This window comes from Amycolatopsis sp. NPDC052450 (assembly GCF_044547565.1).
Taxonomy (GTDB): domain Bacteria; phylum Actinomycetota; class Actinomycetes; order Mycobacteriales; family Pseudonocardiaceae; genus Amycolatopsis.
Genome location: NZ_JBIUAQ010000028.1, coordinates 24,977 through 43,541, shown reverse-complemented (window position 1 = coordinate 43,541; position 18,565 = coordinate 24,977). Strand labels below are relative to the sequence as shown.

The window sequence follows — 18,565 nt, the reverse complement described above, 5'->3', positions numbered from 1 at the left end:
CATGGACTCGGCGTCCGGCGTCCCGGTACGCAGTCCCTAGACGACGAGCCTCCCGCGGCGCGCTGCGCGTGGGTACCCGGTGTCCGCACACGGAGATTCGCCGGGGTGGAACAGGCTTCTCTTCTACCTGTTCCCTGGCCGACCGAACGTCCGCACCTACTTTCTACGCCGTGAGCGGGGTCACTTCAAGTGCGCAGACGGGTGCACCGGTACAGAGGCTCGATCTAGTGACACGGGCACCCTCCGCGACGGACAATTCGCGGCCCTGGCTGCGAAAACCGGTTCGGTACCGCCGTGTGAGTGTGCGCTCAGCGGGTGCGTTTGCGCCGGTTGTAGCCGTACCAGGTGGCCCCCGCGGCGAAGGCGCCGAGCGCCACCAGCCCCGCCGATCGCGCCGGGATCCGGGTCCGCAGCGACATCGGGTGCTCGAAGGCGAGGATCTCCCAGCCCTGCTCCGTCGCGTGCTTGCGCAGGACGCGGTCGGGGTTGACCGCGTGCGGCCGTCCGACGACTTCGAGTAGCGGGATGTCGGTGCTCGAGTCGGTGTACGCGTGGCACTGGGTGAGGTCGTAGCCGTACGTCGTCGCGAGTTGCTTCGCGGCGACGGCCTTGTTCTCGCCGTAACAGTAGAAATCGACTTCGCCCGAGTAGCGACCGTCCACGATCTGCATCCGCGTGGCCACGCTGCGCGTCGCGCCGAGCATTTCGGCGACCGGGGCGACGACTTCCTCGCCGGTCGCCGACAACACGACGACGTCGTGCCCGTCCGCGCGATGCGAGGAGATCAGTTCCGCGGCTTCCGCGTAGACGAGCGGGTCGACGACGTCGTGCAGCGTCTCGCGGACGATCGCGGACACCTGGGCGACGTCCCATCCGGCGCACAGCGCGGAAACCTCGGCCCGCATCCGCTCGGTCTTCGCCGCGTCCGCGCCCGCGAGGGAGAAGACGAGCTGGGCGTACGCGCTGCGAAGCGCGGCTCGGCGGTTGATCAGGCCTTCACGCAGAAGAGGCTTGCTGAAGGCCAAAGCGCTCGAGGAGGCGATGATCGTCTTGTCGAGATCGAAGAACGCCGCGACCGTGCTGGGCGTCGTGCTGGGTCGGTCCACCCGCCAAGGATAGGAGAGCCGGACACCGGCCCGCCCGTTGGTCGACCACGGCCGGGATATCGCGGTGGAAAATCCACGACCGCGCACCGGATCCGGCGCGTCGTGCCGTTATCGAATTGTGGGTACCGGCGTCGCCCGCAACGGGCCGGTATCGGAGTTACAGTGAGATTGTCCGGTGTAGCACCGGGCCTTGGTTCAGTCCGACCCCCCGGGGCTGAACCCCAGGCGGCCCTCGTCCCTCCCCCCTGGCGAGGGCCGCCCTCAACTTTCCCAGCCTGCCAATGGTTCAGACCTTGTCGGCCATGGAAATCCCTTCGGGACAAGGCTGAATCGGCCGGAGTGCGTTAACTTTCCTTTCTCTCAACGGTTTCCGCATGCGGTTTCGTTGAGGTACAGGACGCGCGGAAAGCCGGGAAGTGTGCCGGAAGGGACCGACAAAACCGCCGGGAAACCGATCTCTCGTGGCGGAGTTGTCCACAACACCCCGGTTGTCCACAGGCGGGACGGAACGGCGTTGTGCGCGGCCGGAAGCGGCGCGACCGTGGAGTCACAACCCGAGTCCGACCGATCACTGGGGGAGCCATGACCGAAGAACATCCACTCGTCGTCGCCGGAGACGACATCCTGCTCGACGAGATCCTGCGCGTGGCGGCGGCCGCGGGCTGCGAGGTCGAACGAGCACCGGATCTGGACGCCGCACGCGGGAGATGGGCCCGCGCGCCGCTCGTGGTGCTCGACGAGGAGGCCGCGAGCACCCCGAATCGCCTGCTGCGACGGAACAAGGTCCTGCTCGTCTGCAAGGGCGCGCCGACCCCGGTGACGTGGGAGCGTGCCTTCAACACCGGTTCGGAGAAGGTCCTTTCGCTGCCGGACGAGGAAAGCGACCTCATCGGCGAGTTCGCCGACATCGTCGACGGGCCCGCGCGGGACGACGGCGTCGTCATCGGGATCATCGGCGGGCGGGGCGGAGCCGGTGCTTCCGTACTGGCGGCCGCCGTCGCGTACCGGGCGGAGAAGTCCGGGAGCGGCGGCCTGCTCGTCGACTGCGACCCGCTCGGCGGCGGGGTCGACGTCCTCCTCGCCGCCGAACGCGATCGCGGGCCGCGCTGGCCGGAGCTCGACCTCGGCGGCAGGGTGTCGATGACCGCGTTGAGCGAAGCCCTGCCGCGAAAGAAATACGCGACCGGCTCACTGTCCTTTGTGTCCTACGGCAGGGAAGGGCGCGGCCCCGGGCCGGACGCGATCGAGGGCGTGTTGTGCGCCGGGCGGCGGGCGGGGCGGACGGTCGTCTGCGATCTGCCGAGGTATTTCGGCACCGAAACGTCCGCCGTGATCGGGCTGGCCGATCTGGTCGTGGTCGTCGTCCCCGCGGAACTCCGTGCCTGCGCGGCGGCGAAACAGGTCATCGCCAGGCTCGAACCCCACGCGACACGGATCGGTGTCGCGGTCCGGGGTCCGTCGCCCGCCGGGTTGATCCCGCAAGAGATCGCCGACGCCGTCGGCGTCCCGCTCATCACGTCGATGGGCCGCGAGCGGTCCCTTTCGGCGGCCCTCGATCGAGGCGAGTTCCTGCTGAAGCCGCGCGGCCACTTGGCGACGGCCGCCACCGAAGTGCTCGCGGCCGCACGCGGAAACCTGGCCGGTGCCTCGCGATGACCGACGATCTGGTCGAGCGGGTCCGGCGGCGGCTGGCCGGATCGGCCGTTCCGGCGGATCCGGTGAGCGTCGCGCGGGCGGTCCGCGCCGAAGCAGGCGGGGCGCTCGGTCAGGACGCCGTTCTCGGCGCGGTCCGGTTGGCGCGTGACGAGTTCGTCGGCGTCGGCCCGCTCGCGCCGCTTCTCGAAAAGCCCGGCGTCACCGACATTCTCGTCACCGCCCCCGACGAGGTCTGGGCCGACAACGGTGAAGGTCCCAAAGAGACGGAAGTTCGCTTCACCGACGAGGAAGCGGTCCGCAGGCTGGCTCAGCGGCTCGCGCTCGCCGGTGGACGGCGGCTGGACGACGCGCAACCGTTCGCCGACTGCTGGCTGCCGGGAGCGGGACCGCGACGCCGGATCAGGATGCACGCGGTCCTCCCGCCGATCGCGCCCGCCGGGACCTCCCTTTCGCTCCGCATTCTCCGGCCCGCCAGTCATGATCTCGCGGAACTCCGGTTGCGCGGGGTGTTCGGCACCAGCGGCGCGGAGCTGCTCGATTCGGTCATCCAGCGACGGCTCGCGTTCCTGGTGTCCGGCGGGACAGGGGCCGGCAAGACGACTTTGCTCTCCGCACTGCTCGGCGCGGTGCCGCCGGGCGAACGCATCGTCTGCGTCGAGGACGCCGGCGAACTGCAACCGGATCATCCGCAGTTCGTCAGCCTGATCGCCCGCCCTGCCAACGTCGAGGGCGCGGGAGAGGTCGGCCTCGGCGAACTGGTGCGGCAGGCGTTGCGCATGCGCCCGGACCGCCTGGTCGTCGGCGAGGTGCGCGGCGCGGAGGTCTGCGCGCTGCTCAACGCGATGAACACCGGGCACGAGGGCGGGGGCTGCACCTTGCACGCCAATTCACCGATGGAGGTCCCGGCCCGGATGGAGGCGCTGGCCTCGCTCGGCGGGCTCAAACGGGACGCCCTGCACAGCCAGCTGGCGGCCGCGGTGCGGGTGGTGCTGCACATGCGCCGCCTGCCGGGCGGGATCCGGCGGCTGGACGAGGTCGGCGTCCTCCGGTCGTTCCGAGGCGAGGCCAAGGTCGTCCCGATCTGGAGCAAGGGCAACTGGATCGGCGACGAGACCCCGTTCGAGGAGATGGCGGCGTGAACCCCTGGTTCCTCCTCTCCTGCGGCGCGGGACTGGCCTGCTGGCCGAGACCTGTGGCGGGCACGCCGTTCGCCTGGCGGCCGCCCCGAGCCGTCCGCGCGGGCTGGTGGCCGCTGCCCGCGTTGCTCGTCCTGCCGGTCCTCGGGATCGGCTGGGCGGTGGCGACGCTCGTGGTGACCTTGACCGTCCGCCAGGAGCACCGATGGCGGGCAAGGGCGAAGGCGGCGCTGGCCGAAGCCGAACTCACCGCCTCCGTCCTGCGGACGATGATCGGGGAACTCCGGGCGGGCGCCCATCCGGTGGCGGCGGTCGAAGCAACCGCGGAAGCGGTGCCCGCGGCGTCCGAACGGCTGCGCGGACTCAGCGCGGCCGCCCGGCTCGGTGGCGGGACCGCCGATCCGGACGCGCCTCCGGCGCTGGTGAACGCCTGGACGCTCGCGAACCGGTTCGGGCTTCCGATGGCCGACGTGCTCGACGCCGCGCGACGGGACGCCGAGGCGGAGATCGGCTTCCGGCGCCGTCTCAAAGCCAAGATGGCCGGTCCGCGGACGAGCGCCGCCGTACTCGCCGTCCTCCCGCTGGTGTGCCTGCCGCTCGGCGAGGCGATGGGGGCGAGCCCGATCGGCGTCCTCACCGGGACGGGTGCCGGTCAGTTCCTGCTCGTCGTCGGCAGCGGGCTGATCTGGGCGGGCACGGCCTGGTGCCGGGCACTCACCGGGCGGGTGGCGCCGTGCTGACCGGCGCGGTGTTGATCCTGCTGGGCGGTGCCGTCTTCTCCTGGCCGCACGTCGCTGCCCGGACCGTCGCGCGGCCAGGGCGGATCCTCTCCTGGCTCCGGGAACGGTCGTCCCGGGACAAAGGCGTCTCCGAACTCCTCTGGTCCGCCGCCACACTCGACTTGCTGGCCGCCTGCCTGGCGGGTGGGCTGCCGGTGCCCGTCGCGCTCGAGGCCGTCGTGCCGGCCGCGTCACCGAAGACCGCGGCGGCGTTGCGTTCGGTGGCGGCGCACCTCGCCGTGGGTGTCGGACCGGCGGAAGCCTGGGCACCGATCCGCGAGCGGCCCGGCCTGACCGAACTGTCCGTCGCCGCCGTCCGCACGGCGAGAGCGGGCACCGCGCTCGCGACCCACGCGAAGGACCTCGCGCGAAGACTGCGCGAGTCGCTCTCCTCCGAAGCCGAGGAACGCGCCGAACGGGCCGGAGTGCTGCTCGCGGCCCCGATCGGCCTCTGCTTCCTCCCCGCGTTCCTTTGCCTCGGTGTCCTGCCCGTCGTGCTCGGCCTCGCCGGTCGTCTCGGCGGCGTCCTCTAAGAGCCGGACGGCGGAGCTGAAGAGGAAGCACGAACAAGCGACCAAAGCCGTGAACCCGCCCCGGCCGAAGGCCCCGCTATCGCGGTGGCAGGACGCCCTGTCGATCAACGTGACGTCGGAAGACCAGGCAGCGTCCTGCCGACGTCGATCGCGGTCGCGGGTTCACCGGCACAAAGAACCGAAAGGCGATTCCCCATGTCCAAGCTCCCCACCTTCCACGACGACGACGGCATGGTGACGATCGAATACGCCATCGCCACCTTGGCCGCCGCCGCGCTGGCCACCGTCCTCTACCTGGTCGTCAGCAGCGAGGCCGTCGTCTCCGGGCTCACCGGGCTCATCGAGCGGGCCTTGTCGGTGAAGTTCTGATGTCCGATCGCGGATCCGTCACGGTGGAGGCCGCGCTCGGTATCGGCGCGCTGACCTTCGTCTCGACGCTGCTGTTCGCCGGGATCGGGGTCGCCGCCGACCAGCTCCGCTGCACCGACGCGGCTCGCGAGGCGGCCCGGCTCCTTGCCCGCGGCCAGCCCGCCCGCGCCGAACAGGCGGTGCGGGAGATCGCGCCGCCTGGCGCGCGGCTGGACGTCGTCCGCGAAGGCGACACGATCTCCGCCGGTGTCGAGGCCGAACCGGTGGCCGGACTCCTGCCGGGAATCCGGCTGAACTCCCGTGCCTTCGCCATCGCCGAACCGGGGAGCGGGCCGTGACCGCGGACGATCGCGGCGTCGCGACCGCGTGGGCCGCCTCGATTGTCACCCTCCTGATCGGCGCGGCGGCGTTCGTCTTCTGGCTCGGCGCCGCCGTCACGACCCGGCATCGCGCCGAGGCCGCCGCCGATCTGGCGGCGCTCGCGGCGGCCTCGCACGCGACGGACGGTCCCGGCATGGCCTGCGAACGGGCACGGCAGGTCACCGTCCGGATGTCGGTCACGCTCCTGAGCTGCCGGTGGGAACGCGGCGACGCCCTGGTCGAGGTGCGGTCGGAGCCGTCGGGACACCTGGCGGCCATCGGACGGGCCGAGGCACGCGCCAGGGCGGGTCCGGTCGACCGGCCACCGTGACGGGCGTCGCACGATGAACGGTCGCCGGGCGGTGACCGGCCGGTAGTACGCGCGAGTAACCGCTCGGCGCGGGCAGCGGTCGTTGACGCACGGCGAGCGGTCGAAACCATGATCAGCGCTCCGCCGAACGGTCGTCCGCCGCTCACCGTCAGCGCCGTCGCGAGGGCCGGAAGCCCAGGTCGGCTGCGACGAACGGCCCCTGCCCGGTCGGAGACGACGGTTGACCGGACGTCCGGCGTTCGGTCCGTCCGGTCGCACTACCGCGCGTTCATCGCTGCGTAACCGCCGGTTGTCGCGTGAGGTCTTCTCCCGATGTGCAACTTGCCGTTTATTGAGATGTGCGCCACTTCGAAAAGTTCGCCGAGGCCGGTGCGACAGAGACAGACACCAGGACAGAGTTGACCTGAGGCAGGGACAGTAATGTTGGACGCGAATTGGCCGGACAGCTGGCGGGGCGCCTTCCGCATCGAAATGCGGGCGGAGGCGATCGGTCTCGCCTGGCGTGGCTGGCCGGTGCTCCCGGGTGCCGAGCCCGCGGCGCTCACCGCCGAAGGTGACGACCTTACCTGGCGGCGTCCCGTCCCGGCCCAGGACAACTGGCGTGAACTGACCGAGACCCACCCGCACGAGGTCGCCACCTGGTTCGGCGACGAAACGCACAGCCTGCTCGTGGCCACCGGCACCGTGCTGGACGCCATCGAGGTCGACGACGAGCTCGGCAAGGCCGCGGCCCGCCTGCTGCGCGCCACCGGTCACCCGGCGCCGATCGTCGCGATGCCGAACGGCCGCTGGCTGTTCCTCACCACCGTCGCCACGAGCATCCCCCGGGAACTGGCCGACGAGGCTTCGATCCAGTGGCACGGCGCGAACGACTACATCCCGCTGCCCCCGTCGCCGTTCCAGCACGGTGTCGTGCACTGGCGGGTCAAGCCCGAGGTCTGGGGCTGGCAGCTGCCCGAGGCCACCGAAGTGCACGACGTGCTCGTCCGTGCGCTGGCCGGTGACAAGGCCGCCACCCCCGTGGCGACCCTGAGCACCGCCGCCTGATCAACCCACAATTTCAAGCCAACAGGTGGCCGGACCGGGACCCGTGCTGACGCAACGCCCCGAGCACGGTGTCCAGAACAGCCACCGCCCCCGCCTTGTCCAGCGGATCGTTGCCGTTCCCGCACTTCGGCGACTGGACGCAGGACGGGCAGCCGGCCGGGCACTCGCAGGAAACGATCGCCTCCCGCGTTGCGGCCAGCCAAGGGACAATTGCGGCAAACCCGCGATCGGCGAATCCCGCACCCCCGGGATGGCCATCGTGCACGAACACCGTCGCCTCCCCGGTGTCTTCGTGCCACGCGGTCGACACCCCGCCGATGTCCCAGCGGTCGCACGTAGCGAACAGCGGTAGCAGGCCGATCGCCGCGTGCTCGGCGGCATGCAGGGCACCGGGGACGCGCGCCGGATCCAATCCGGCGCCCGTCCCCGGTGCTCCGCCAGGCTCCCCGGTCCCCACCCTGGAGCCTCCGGTCCCCACCGGCTCCAGAACCCCGGCCCCCGGCCGATGGCCCCCGGTCCCCGCCACGCCATCGGACAGGCCGAGCAACTCCGCCGAGATCGTGTACCAGACGGCGCGGGTGTGCAGGCTCTGCTCCGGCAGGTCGAGCGGGGTCTGATCCAGCACCTCACCCGACGGACGCCTTCGCAAGTAGCCGACCACTTGCGAACTCACCGACACCTCGCCGAGGTTCACCGTGACCCCGCCGTGCGTCCGGGTCTCCTCGGTGCGCAGCACGCTGATGTCGACGATCTCGCGCGGTGACGTGCTCCAGTCCGGATCCTCCGCGTGTACCAGGGCGAGCCCCGTCTCCAGATCCAGTTCGTCGACCACGTAGGACGAACCCTGGTGCAGGTACACCGCGCCGGGATGCACCGCGTAGCAGGCGGAACCCGGGTCGACCGTGCCCAGCATCCGGCCGGAATCGGCTTCCACCACGGCGATCTGCTCGCCGCCCGAACCGCGGATGCCGACCTCGGAATGCGGCCGGTCGCGCGAAGTCCAGTACCAGCCGCTCGTGCGGCGCCGGATGATCTTCTCCCTGACCAGATCGGCGAGCACGGCACGCGCCGCGTCACCGCCGAAGGCAGCGACCTCCGGTTCCGTCAGCGGGAGTTCGGCGATGGCGCAGGCCAGTTGCGGCCCCAGCACGTACGGATTCGACGGGTCGAGGACGGCGGCCTCCACCGGCCGGTCCAGGATCGCGGCCGGATGGTGCACGAGATAGGTGTCCAGCGGATCGTCGCGGGCCACGAACACGACAAGTGCCGCGTCACCCGCGCGCCCGGCCCGGCCTGCCTGCTGCCAGAACGACGCGAGCGTTCCCGGGTAACCGGCCAGTACCACCGCGTCCAGCCCGGCGATGTCGACGCCGAGTTCGAGCGCGTTCGTCGTCGCGACGCCGAGCAGCCGGCCGGAGAGCAACGCCGCTTCGAGGGCACGCCGCTCCTCCGGCAGGTATCCGGAGCGGTACGCGGCGACGGAATCCGCCAAAGAACTGTCCACTTCGGACAGAATCCGCCTGGCGCCGAGCGCGGTCAGCTCCGCTCCCCGCCGCGACCGGACGAACGCCAGCGAGCGGGCGCCCTCGATGACCAGTTCGGCGAGGATCCGGGAAGCCTCGGCGCCGGCCGAGCGCCGCACCGGCGCCCCGTTCTCACCCGAAATTTCGGACAGCAGCGGGGGCTCCCACAACGCGACCGTGCGGGCGCCGCGCGGCGAACCGTCCTCGGTGACCGGGACACAGTCCTGCCCGGAGAGTTTCGCGGCGAACTCCGCCGGATCCGCCGTGGTCGCGGACGCGAGGACGAAGACCGGCGAGGCGCCGTAGTACGCCGCGACCCTTCGCAGCCTGCGCAGCAGCAACGCCACATGGGAACCGAAGACGCCGCGGTAGCTGTGGCATTCGTCGACGACGACGAACGAGAGCCGCCGGAAGAACCGTGACCACCGCGCGTGCGACGAGAGGATCCCGCGGTGCAGCATGTCCGGGTTCGTGAACACCCAGTTCGCGTGCGCGCGGACCCAGTCCCGCTCTTCCAGCGGGGTGTCGCCGTCGAACGACGCCGCGCGCGCCTTCTTGATGTCCAAAGAGGACACGGCGCGCAACTGATCGGCGCCGAGTGCCTTGGTCGGGGACAGGTACAGCGCCGTGGCCCGCTCGTCCTCGACCAGTGCCGAGAGCACCGGCAACTGGTACGCGAGCGACTTGCCCGACGCGGTGCCGGTGGAGATCACGACGTGTTCGCCGTCGCGGGCCAGCGACGCGGCTGCCGCCTGATGCCGCCACGGTGCCTTTACGCCGTTCGTTCTTAGCGCCTCGACGACCGGAGCCGCCGCCCACTCCGGCCACTCCACCGAATCCGCCGGGCGTGACGGCAGTTCGGCCACATGGGTGACCGGGTACAGCGAAGCCGGGATTCCCGCCGTCGCGCGGTCGAGAAGCCGCCGACCCTTACCGGATTCCGCCGTGCCGTCCACCTTCGGAAGCTTCGCACAGCGCACCGACAGAAACGGACCGCCGCCGGACGGAACGAGCACTGGATCGGCCCGCCGATGATCGATACAGTGACCAGCCTCACAAGATTACGGAACGTACGGTGGCGGGGACGCCTTGCCGCCCTCCATCCCACTACCAATACACTCCCGCAATCCACACCGTCTGTGGCGAGCGTCATGTGAGACGTGCCTTGCAGTGCGACTAGCGTGACGTTCGGCTCAGATCCCCATGCCAGCGCGCGAGCCGCCGGTTCCATCGGCGGATCGTCGCTGGCCAACGGCGACGTCTCCAGGAGGACGAATGTCCCGGCAGTTCCTCGCGGAGGGCGAACTCACGCTCTCCGGAGGTGGTTACACCATCGTCGGTGTGATCGCCGTGGTCGCCCTTGCCGCACTGGTCATCGGCTACGTTCTGCTCAAGGAGGTCCTGGCCGCCGGCCAGGGCACCTCCAAGATGCAGGACATCGCGAAGGCAGTGCAGGAAGGCGCGGCTGCCTATCTCAAACGGCAGCGCAACACCCTCGTGATCTTCGGGGGAATCGTGTTCGTGTTGCTCTTCGCTTTGCCGGCCGATGACTGGAACGAGAAGATCGGCAGGTCCATCTTCTTCTTGGTCGGCGCCGGATTCTCCTTCGCGATCGGCTATCTCGGCATGTGGCTGGCGACGCAGGCGAACCTGCGTGTCGCGGCCGCCTCGCGTGAGGCGGGCGGTCGCGAGAAGGCGATGCGCCTGGCCTTCCGCACCGGTGGCGTCGTCGGCATGATCACCGTCGGGCTTGGCCTCTTCGGCGCCGCGGTGGTCGTCCTGGTCTACACCGGACAGGCCCCGAAGGTGTTGGAGGGCTTCGGTTTCGGTGCCGCGCTGATCGCGATGTTCATGCGTGTCGGCGGCGGTATCTTCACGAAGGCCGCCGACGTCGGCGCGGACCTGGTCGGCAAGGTCGAGCAGGGCATCCCCGAGGACGACCCGCGCAACGCGGCCACCATCGCCGACAACGTCGGTGACAACGTGGGCGACTGCGCCGGGATGGCGGCGGACCTCTTCGAGTCGTACGCCGTCATGCTCGTCGCGGCACTGATCCTGGGTAGCACCGCCTTCGGCGTGCACGGCCTGATCTTCCCGCTCATCGTTCCCGCCATCGGCGTGATCACCGCGGTCATCGGTGTCTACATCACCAAGGCCAAGGCGGGCGAAGGCGGTCTCGTCACGATCAACCGCTCGTTCTACATCTCCGCGGGGATTTCCGCGGTGCTCTCGACGATCGCGGCGTTCGTCTACCTGCCCGGTTCGTTCTCCGAGTTCGGCCAGGCCTTCGCCGGCAAGTCCGGCAACCCCGCGCTGATCGCGACCCTCTCGGTGATCATCGGCATCGTGCTCGCCGCGGTCATCCTCAAGGTCACCGGCTACTACACCGGCACCGAGTACAAGCCGGTCAAGGAGGTCGGCAAGTCCTCGGAAACCGGTGCGGCGACAGTGATCCTGGCCGGTATCTCGGTCGGGTTCGAGTCCGCCGTGTACACCGCGCTGGTCATCGCCGCGGCCGTGTTCGGCGCCTTCCTGGTCGGTGGCGGCGTCGCGCTGTTCGCCGTGGCGCTGGCCGGTACCGGACTGCTGACCACCGTCGGCGTCATCGTCGCGATGGACACCTTCGGCCCGATTTCGGACAACGCGCAGGGCATCGCGGAGATGTCGGGTGACGTCGACGAGGACGCGGCGCAGATCCTCACCGAGCTCGACGCGGTCGGCAACACCACCAAGGCCATCACCAAGGGCATCGCGATCGCCACGGCGGTCCTCGCGGCGACGGCGCTGTTCGGGTCCTATCAGGACGCGATCACCAAGGCGGTCGGCGACGGCAAGGAGTTCATCGCGAACATCGTCGGCCCGGAGACGCTCGTCGGTGTGATCATCGGCGCGGCGGTCGTGTTCCTGTTCTCCGGTCTCGCGGTCAACGCGGTGTCCCGTGCCGCCGGCGCGGTCGTCTACGAAGTGCGCCGCCAGTTCCGCGACATCCCGGGGATCATGGAGGGCACCACGCGGCCGGAGTACGGCCGTGTCGTCGACATCGTCACGCGCGACTCGCTGCGTGAGCTGACCACTCCCGGTCTGCTCGCGGTCTTCGCCCCGATCGCGGTCGGTTTCGGCCTCGGCACCGGCGCGCTCGCCGGCTACCTGGGCGGTGCGATCGCGACCGGCACCCTGATGGCGATCTTCCTCGCCAACTCCGGTGGCGCTTGGGACAACGCGAAGAAGCTCGTGGAGGACGGAAGCCACGGCGGCAAGGGTTCGGACGCGCACGAGGCCACCATCATCGGTGACACCGTGGGTGACCCGTTCAAGGACACCGCCGGTCCGGCGATCAACCCGCTGATCAAGGTGATGAACCTGGTGTCGGTGCTGATCGCCCCGGCGGTCGTGCAGTTCTCGATCGGCCCGGACGCCAACGTGGGCGTCCGGATCGGGATCTCGCTGGTCGCCGTCGCGATCATCGTCGCCGCGATCGTCGTCTCGAAGCGCCGCGAGTCGGTTCTTTCCGACACGCCCGCGCAAGCGAAGGCGTAACGCCGAAAGTTCTGTTCCGCCGGGCCCGCCACGATTTCCGTGGCGGGCCCGGCGGCTTTCCGGCGCAGGCTAATCTCTGCGCGTCACGCCGATCCGATCCGGGGGAGTCCCTGCCATGAGGCGTTCGATCGTCCTGTTCGCCGCCGTTCTCCTGCTGGCGGGCTGCGGTGGCGCCGAGCAGGCGGCCGCCCCTTCTCCTTCTTCTCCCGCTCCCGCGGCCGGGGGGTCGTGGATGGACGGTTTCTGCGGTTCGCTGATCGACTTCGCCAAGATCGGTGACTTCACGATGCCCGACTTCGAGCAGGACGACGTCGCGGGCGCGCGGCGGGTGATGGACGAGGCCTTCGGGGTGTTCGCGCCCGGTTTCGACAACGCGGTCACAGGATTGCGGAAGCTCGGCCAGGCACCGAGCGCGGAAGCGGACGCGGCACGCAAGAGCATCGTCGACGCGTTGACGCCGATCCGGGACGAGGTCCTCGCCGCGAAGGCCGCGCTGGACGCCGCGCCGAAAGACGACAAGAGGGCCGTGGCGGCCGCCGCGGCGGCTTTCCGGCAGATCGGCACCGACATCAACGACATGCCCGACCCGTTCCAGCAGCTGGAAACGAACGCGTCGTTGAAAGCGCTGGCCGCGCAGGCGCCGAACTGCAAAAAGCTGCCTTCCTGACCCTTCTTGCCGCCACGTTGATTTGCAATGCCCACCGGTATCGGTACCGTCGGGGGCCAATCGGGAAGTCGTCAGGTCGGGAGGTGTTTTCGTGCGGCCGCGGTTCACCGTCCTTGCCGCGCTAGCAACAGGTATCGGGCTCGGCCTCGCCGGGTGCGGGCAGCAGCCCGCGGTGACTTCCCACGCCAGACAAGAAGGTCTCGCGACGGTCAGCGCGTCGGAGGCCGACCCCGCCTCCGCTTGGGCGGAGGGATACTGCGGCGCCGCGGGCGGACTCGTCCGGACGCTGGCGACGTTGCCCAGCGTCGATCCGAGCTCGCCGCAGCAGGCTTCGCGTACCTCCAGCGAGCTGATGGTCTCGGTGGTCCGAGGGCTGGACCGCACCACCGCCGCGCTCGAGGACCTCGGTCCGGCCCCGGTCGCCGGCGGCGACACCTCGCGAACGGCCGCCGTCGTCCAGCTCGAAGGCATCCGCGCCCGCGCCGACGACGTCCGCCACCGTCTCGACTCCTCAACCGACCCCGAAGCGACGAAAACCGCGCTTCGCGACGCGAGGACGTCGCTCGACGAACTAGACCGCCTCGACCTTCTCAGGGGCCTTAGCGACGTCCCTCAGCTCGCCGCGGCGAGCAGCCGGATCCCGATTTGCCAGGAATTGGTCAAACAACCTCGTTGAGTCACCGCCTCATCACTGGCCATTACTCGAACTTGTGTTCTATTCTGTGCGGGTGGACGGGACGATCTCGCTCTTCTCGGCGGAGGCGAGCGGGCCGGGGCTCGCCGACCTCGCCGGGGTGCTGTGCGGGCCCGGGCGGATGACGGGTTTCGGGCGAACGGCCGCGCGGCTGTCCGCCGTGGTCGACGAGCCGTGGCGGGCGGGTGCCCTCGCCAGGGAATGCCGTCGGCGCGGCGCCGAGGCGCAGGTCTCGGCCGCCGAATGCGGGCGGCCGCTGGTGAGAACGCCGTTCCGGGTCGACCTGCTGCCACTGGAGCGGGGCTGGAGCCGTGGTGAAGAGAAGAAGGTTCTGCCGGACGGGTTCCGGCTCGACGGTGCGATGTTGAGGATGTGGGCGCTGGCAGCGGGCAGTCCCCAGGGCAACGGCTACCTGCTCGCGCTCGACCCGGAAGCACCGGAGACGCACGAGCGGCTGATCACGGCGCTGGCCCAGCTGGGCGTGCCGGCGAAGGCGCAGCGTGGCGAGGAGGCGTTGCTGCGGGTCACCGGGCGGAGGCGGCTCGCGCACGTGCTGGAGCTGATCGGGGACGCGCCCGCCGGGGCGGAGCCCGCTTGGCCGAGCCTGGTGCCCGTGGTCCGCGCTGGTTGACGCCTCACCCAAGTGCGGTGACCAAGTGCGGTGACCCAAGCGCGATGGCTCAAGTGCAGTGACTCAAGTGCAGTGACTCAAGTGCGGTGACCCAAGCGCGATGGCTCAAGTGCAGTGACCAAGTGCAATGAAAGGCCCCTTCATTGCAAATTTCGCTATGAAGGGGCCTTTCATTGCACGGGGGTGTCTCGACGGTCAGGGCTTCGGAGCCCGGCAGTTGGGGTTCGACAGGTCCAGTTCACTGCGCGAAAGGCAGGAGGTCAGCTGATAGGTCTGCTCCCCGTAGTTGATGCCCTTCCGCACGGTCACGTTCCCGGCGGCGTCGACCTCGCACGGGTTGTTCATCGTGCACCGCTGGCCGCTTTCGTTGCCGGTGTTGTTGACGCCGACGACCTTCCCGGTCGAGGTCTCGATGATCGGCGACCCCGAGGTCCCGCCGATCGTCTTGCACGCCGAGGTGTACCTGATCGAGTCCTTCCAGACCCAGTCCGCCTCGTGCAGCTCGTGGACGAAGCCGTCGATGTTGCAGGAGTAGATCTTCTTCCAATATCCCGACACCACGTCCATCGCGATGCCCGCCGCCGGACGGGTCGGCGAAAGTGTCAGCGGGGCGATACCGTAGGTCGCCTTGATCTTGGCGTAGCTGGTGTTGAGCTGGTAGAGCGAGACGTCGGTGTCGGTCATCGTCGCGTAGAGCAGCTTCTTCGCCTTGAGGGTGCCCAGCGAGGAACGGCCGTCCTTGGACAGCAGGCTGAAGGTCCTCGACGACGGCTGATTGACGATTACTTCTCCGGGGTCCGGGAAACCTTCTTGCAGGCAATGCCCGTTGGAAAGGACGAGGGCGGGGTCGTCGAGGCTCGCCTCGGGTGGTTTGACCACCGACCCGGAGCAGTTCGACAACGCCACGGTTCCGGCGAAAGTGGTCGTGGCTGCTTCGGCCTGTGCGGTTCCGACCAGCGCGGACGCGGTCAGCATGGCGAACAGTGTGCCGAGGAGTCGTCGGGTCACGTGGAGTCCTTTCGGGTCGGCGTGGACATCAAGTGAAGCGTTGGCGAGAGTGAGCCACCACCGTCGAACGGAGGGTGTTCACCCCATCACGCGGGCCCCCGGGCCGACGTGTCGGACATCACGTGCTAGGTGTTGAAAGGAAACATCGACGAGGTCAGCGGCGATGCGCTGGACACACGATCGGCGGCGTGTTGCACCACCTAGCCGTGGTCCGGGCGGTGCGAGCGTGCACACTGACGGGTCGAGAGGCGGCGCGAAGGCGCCGAAGATGAGCGGAGAGCAGGACAGCGTGGCAGGAGCACGGACGAAGAAGACCTCGGCGTCGGACGACGGCGCGGGCCGTCGTCGGCTGGTGATCGTCGAGTCGCCGACCAAGGCCCGCAAGATCGCCCCGTATCTCGGCGCGAACTATGTCGTGGAGTCCTCAGTCGGACACATCCGTGACCTTCCCCGCGGCGCGGCCGACGTTCCCGCCCAATACAAGGGCGAGTCGTGGGCACGGCTGGGTGTCGACGTCGACAACGACTTCAAGGCGCTCTACGTCGTCACGCCGGACAAGAAGTCCAAGGTCACCGAGCTGAAGAGCCTGCTGAAGGACGTCGACGAGCTCTACCTCGCCACGGACCCCGACCGCGAGGGCGAGGCCATCGCGTGGCATCTGCTGGAGACCCTCAAGCCGAAGGTCCCGGTCCGCCGGATGGTCTTCCACGAGGTCACCGAGCAGGCGATCCGCGCCGCGGCCGACAGCACCCGTGAGCTCGACGGCGACCTCGTCGACGCGCAGGAGACCCGCCGCATCCTGGACCGGCTCTACGGCTACGAGGTCTCGCCCGTGCTGTGGAAGAAGGTCATGCCGAAGCTTTCGGCGGGCCGAGTGCAGTCCGTGGCGACCAGGATCGTGGTCGAGCGGGAACGTGAGCGCATGCGTTTCACGTCGGCGTCGTACTGGGACATCTCGGCGACGATGGACGCTGGAGCCGACGCGTCTCCGCGCAACTTCCCGGCCAGGATGATCGCCGTCGACGGCGCGCGTCTGGCCACCGGCCGCGACTTCGGCTCGGACGGGCGGCTCAAGGCTTCGAACAACGAGATCCGCGTGCTGGCCGAGGCCGACGCGGTCCGGCTGGCCGAGGCGCTGAAGAACCGTGACTTCAAGGTCGCGAGCGTCGAGGAGAAGCCGTACACGCGGAAGCCGTACGCGCCCTTCATGACCTCGACCCTGCAGCAGGAGGCGGGCCGCAAGCTGCGGTTCACCTCCGAGCGCACCATGCGGATCGCGCAGAAGCTGTACGAGAACGGTTACATCACTTATATGCGTACCGACTCCACGACGCTGTCGGAGTCGGCGATCTCGGCGGCGCGCAGCCAGGCGACGCAGCTGTACGGCAAGGAATACGTCTCGCCGTCGCCGCGCCAGTACACCCGCAAGGTGAAGAACGCGCAGGAAGCCCACGAGGCGATCCGTCCCTCGGGCGAGGTCTTCCGCACGCCGGGCCAGGTCGCGAAGGATCTGGACACCGACGAGTACCGCCTTTACGAGATGATCTGGCAGCGCACGATCGCGTCGCAGATGGCGGACGCGAAGGGCACCACGATGTCGGTGCGCATCGTCGGCACGGCCACCAGCGGCGAAGAGGTCACGTTCGCCTCGTCGGGGCGCACGATCACCTTCGCCGGGTTCCTCAAGGCGTACGTCGAGGCCGTCGACACCGAGAGCGGTGGCGAGGCGGACGACAAGCAGAGCCGTCTCCCGCGGCTGGTCAAGGACCAGGCGCTGACCGCGACCGACCTGAGCCCGGACGGGCACACCACGTCGCCGCCGGCGCGCTACTCGGAGCCGAGCCTGGTCAGCAAGCTCGAAGAGCTGGGCATCGGCCGTCCGTCGACGTACGCGTCGATCATCAAGACCATCCAGGACCGCGGCTACGTGTGGAAGAAGGGTTCCGCGCTGGTGCCGTCCTGGGTCGCGTTCGCCGTGATCGGCCTGATGGAGCGGCATTTCGAGCGGCTGGTCGACTACGACTTCACCGCCGGCATGGAGGACGAACTCGACCGCATCGCCGCCGGTGACGAGCACCGCACGCAGTGGCTGTCGAAGTTCTACTTCGGCGGCGACATGGGCGTCGACGGTTCCGTCGGCCGCCTCGGCGGGCTGAAGAAGCTGGTCGGCTCCGGCGTCGAGGACATCGACGCCCGCGAGATCAACTCGATCCCGCTGTTCAGCGACCCCGATGGCCACACCGTCGTCGTGCGCGTCGGCCGCTACGGCCCGTACCTCGAGCGTGAGGTCGACGGCACGTCGCAGCGGGCGAACCTGCCCGAGGACCTGCCGCCGGACGAGCTGACCCTGGAACTCGCCGAGAAGCTGTTCGCGACGCCGCAGGAAGGCCGCGTGCTCGGCACGGACCCGGTCAGCGGGCACGAGATCGTGGCGAAGGAAGGCCGCTTCGGCCCGTACGTCACCGAGCTCCTGCCCGAGCCGGAGCCGCTGCCCGAAGGCGCGACAGCCGCGCAGAAGAAGGCCGCGAAGGCGAAGCAGCCGAAGCCGCGGACGGGCTCGCTGTTCAAGTCGATGTCGATCGAGACGATGAACCTCGAAGACGCGCTGAAGCTGCTCTCGCTGCCGCGCGTGGTCGGCAAGGACCCGGAATCCGGCGACGAGATCACCGCGCAGAACGGGCGCTACGGGCCGTACTTGAAGAAGGGCACGGACTCGCGTTCGCTCACGACCGAGGACCAGCTGTTCTCGATCACGCTCGAAGAGGCGCTGAAGATCTACTCGGAGCCGAAGCAGCGTGGCCGGTCCGCGACCGCGAAGCCGCCGCTCAAGGAACTGGGCGACGACCCGGTGTCGGGTAAGCCGATGGTGGTCAAGGACGGCCGTTTCGGTCCGTACGTGACCGACGGCGAGTACAACGCGACGCTGCGGAAGTCGGACAGCATCGAGGAGCTGACCGCCGAGCGCGGCGCCGAACTGCTGGCGGAGAAGCGCGCGAAGGGCCCCGCGCCCAAGCGCAAGGCTCCGGCGCGGAAGCCGGCGGCGTCGAAGACGGCGGCCTCCAAGACGACCGCGGCCAAGAAGACCACCGCGACCAAGTCGACGGCGGCGAAGACGACTACGGCGAAGAAGCCTTCGGCGCGCTCGACGGCCACGAAGACGAAGTAGCTCCCTTTAGCGCGCTATGAAC

At 69.5% G+C, this 18,565-nt stretch carries 16 protein-coding genes; 13 read left to right on the top strand and 3 right to left on the bottom strand.

The annotated features are described in order from the left end of the window. Positions 1 to 308: 308 nt before the first annotated feature. Entirely contained in the window at positions 309 to 1,106 is a 798-nt protein-coding gene (locus ACIHAO_RS33290) for an HAD family phosphatase (protein WP_125791158.1), read from the bottom strand. Positions 1,107 to 1,688: 582 nt separating this feature from the next. On the opposite strand from ACIHAO_RS33290, the gene ssd reads away from it, so the two are divergent. The 8 genes from ssd to ACIHAO_RS33250 all read left to right on the top strand — a co-directional run bounded on the left by ssd (position 1,689) and on the right by ACIHAO_RS33250 (position 7,317). Next, positions 1,689 to 2,762: a septum site-determining protein Ssd gene (ssd, locus tag ACIHAO_RS33285; protein WP_396564614.1), complete on the top strand. Its 1,074-nt coding sequence runs from the start codon at positions 1,689 to 1,691 to the stop codon at positions 2,760 to 2,762. After that, a complete protein-coding gene (locus ACIHAO_RS33280; RefSeq protein ID WP_396564612.1) occupies positions 2,759 to 3,901 on the top strand; it encodes a TadA family conjugal transfer-associated ATPase in 1,143 nt (380 codons plus the stop codon). The genes ssd and ACIHAO_RS33280 overlap by 4 nt, the downstream gene beginning before the upstream one ends. Further along, a complete protein-coding gene (locus ACIHAO_RS33275; RefSeq protein ID WP_396564610.1) occupies positions 3,898 to 4,638 on the top strand; it encodes a type II secretion system F family protein in 741 nt (246 codons plus the stop codon). Before ACIHAO_RS33280 ends, ACIHAO_RS33275 begins: the two co-directional genes overlap by 4 nt. Next, positions 4,602 to 5,210 (top strand): type II secretion system F family protein, encoded by a 609-nt coding sequence (locus tag ACIHAO_RS33270; RefSeq protein ID WP_396564608.1) that lies wholly within the window; start codon positions 4,602 to 4,604, stop codon positions 5,208 to 5,210. The genes ACIHAO_RS33275 and ACIHAO_RS33270 overlap by 37 nt, the downstream gene beginning before the upstream one ends. Positions 5,211 to 5,405: 195 nt before the next feature. Then, positions 5,406 to 5,579, top strand: coding sequence for a DUF4244 domain-containing protein (locus ACIHAO_RS33265; RefSeq protein WP_396564606.1), 174 nt, complete (start codon positions 5,406 to 5,408; stop codon positions 5,577 to 5,579). Continuing rightward, positions 5,579 to 5,917 (top strand): TadE family type IV pilus minor pilin, encoded by a 339-nt coding sequence (locus ACIHAO_RS33260; RefSeq protein WP_396564604.1) that lies wholly within the window; start codon positions 5,579 to 5,581, stop codon positions 5,915 to 5,917. The genes ACIHAO_RS33265 and ACIHAO_RS33260 overlap by 1 nt, the downstream gene beginning before the upstream one ends. Continuing rightward, positions 5,914 to 6,270, top strand: coding sequence for an Rv3654c family TadE-like protein (locus ACIHAO_RS33255; protein WP_396564602.1), 357 nt, complete (start codon positions 5,914 to 5,916; stop codon positions 6,268 to 6,270). Before ACIHAO_RS33260 ends, ACIHAO_RS33255 begins: the two co-directional genes overlap by 4 nt. A gap of 420 nt (positions 6,271 to 6,690) precedes the next feature. After that, the gene (locus ACIHAO_RS33250) at positions 6,691 to 7,317 is read left to right on the top strand and encodes a bifunctional DNA primase/polymerase (protein ID WP_125791166.1); all 627 of its coding nucleotides are present in this window, start codon (positions 6,691 to 6,693) and stop codon (positions 7,315 to 7,317) included. Positions 7,318 to 7,330: 13 nt separating this feature from the next. Here the strand turns inward: ACIHAO_RS33250 and ACIHAO_RS33245 are convergent, their stop codons facing one another. Beyond that, on the bottom strand, positions 7,331 to 9,796 hold the full coding sequence (locus ACIHAO_RS33245) for a DEAD/DEAH box helicase (protein WP_396564600.1): 2,466 nt from the start codon (positions 9,794 to 9,796) through the stop codon (positions 7,331 to 7,333). A gap of 319 nt (positions 9,797 to 10,115) precedes the next feature. Here ACIHAO_RS33245 and ACIHAO_RS33240 point away from each other — a divergent pair, with 319 nt between their 5' ends. The 4 genes from ACIHAO_RS33240 to ACIHAO_RS33225 all read left to right on the top strand — a co-directional run bounded on the left by ACIHAO_RS33240 (position 10,116) and on the right by ACIHAO_RS33225 (position 14,369). After that, complete coding sequence (locus ACIHAO_RS33240; protein ID WP_396564598.1) at positions 10,116 to 12,377, top strand: sodium-translocating pyrophosphatase; 2,262 nt, start codon at positions 10,116 to 10,118, stop codon at positions 12,375 to 12,377. A gap of 115 nt (positions 12,378 to 12,492) precedes the next feature. Next, positions 12,493 to 13,044 (top strand): hypothetical protein, encoded by a 552-nt coding sequence (locus ACIHAO_RS33235; RefSeq protein ID WP_396564596.1) that lies wholly within the window; start codon positions 12,493 to 12,495, stop codon positions 13,042 to 13,044. A 91-nt stretch (positions 13,045 to 13,135) separates the two neighbouring features. Then, the gene (locus ACIHAO_RS33230; protein ID WP_396564594.1) at positions 13,136 to 13,720 is read left to right on the top strand and encodes a hypothetical protein; all 585 of its coding nucleotides are present in this window, start codon (positions 13,136 to 13,138) and stop codon (positions 13,718 to 13,720) included. A gap of 34 nt (positions 13,721 to 13,754) precedes the next feature. Next, the gene (locus ACIHAO_RS33225) at positions 13,755 to 14,369 is read left to right on the top strand and encodes a hypothetical protein (RefSeq protein WP_396564592.1); all 615 of its coding nucleotides are present in this window, start codon (positions 13,755 to 13,757) and stop codon (positions 14,367 to 14,369) included. A 195-nt stretch (positions 14,370 to 14,564) separates the two neighbouring features. Here ACIHAO_RS33225 and ACIHAO_RS33220 read toward each other — a convergent pair whose 3' ends face one another. Further along, positions 14,565 to 15,377 (bottom strand): serine protease, encoded by an 813-nt coding sequence (locus ACIHAO_RS33220; RefSeq protein ID WP_125786201.1) that lies wholly within the window; start codon positions 15,375 to 15,377, stop codon positions 14,565 to 14,567. Between the two features lie 268 nt (positions 15,378 to 15,645). On the opposite strand from ACIHAO_RS33220, the gene topA reads away from it, so the two are divergent. Beyond that, positions 15,646 to 18,543: a type I DNA topoisomerase gene (topA, locus tag ACIHAO_RS33215; protein ID WP_396564589.1), complete on the top strand. Its 2,898-nt coding sequence runs from the start codon at positions 15,646 to 15,648 to the stop codon at positions 18,541 to 18,543. Positions 18,544 to 18,565: the final 22 nt, after the last annotated feature.

Excerpts from the sequence above, each read along its gene's own strand:
- ssd (WP_396564614.1), top strand. The coding sequence starts at position 1,689 with ATGACCGAAGAACATCCACTCGTCGTCGCCGGAGACGACATCCTGCTC.
- ACIHAO_RS33280 (WP_396564612.1), top strand. The coding sequence starts at position 2,759 with ATGACCGACGATCTGGTCGAGCGGGTCCGGCGGCGGCTGGCCGGATCG.
- ACIHAO_RS33265 (WP_396564606.1), top strand. The coding sequence starts at position 5,406 with ATGTCCAAGCTCCCCACCTTCCACGACGACGACGGCATGGTGACGATC.
- ACIHAO_RS33260 (WP_396564604.1), top strand. The coding sequence starts at position 5,579 with ATGTCCGATCGCGGATCCGTCACGGTGGAGGCCGCGCTCGGTATCGGC.
- ACIHAO_RS33250 (WP_125791166.1), top strand. The coding sequence starts at position 6,691 with ATGTTGGACGCGAATTGGCCGGACAGCTGGCGGGGCGCCTTCCGCATC.
- ACIHAO_RS33240 (WP_396564598.1), top strand. The coding sequence starts at position 10,116 with ATGTCCCGGCAGTTCCTCGCGGAGGGCGAACTCACGCTCTCCGGAGGT.
- ACIHAO_RS33235 (WP_396564596.1), top strand. The coding sequence starts at position 12,493 with ATGAGGCGTTCGATCGTCCTGTTCGCCGCCGTTCTCCTGCTGGCGGGC.
- topA (WP_396564589.1), top strand. The coding sequence starts at position 15,646 with ATGAGCGGAGAGCAGGACAGCGTGGCAGGAGCACGGACGAAGAAGACC.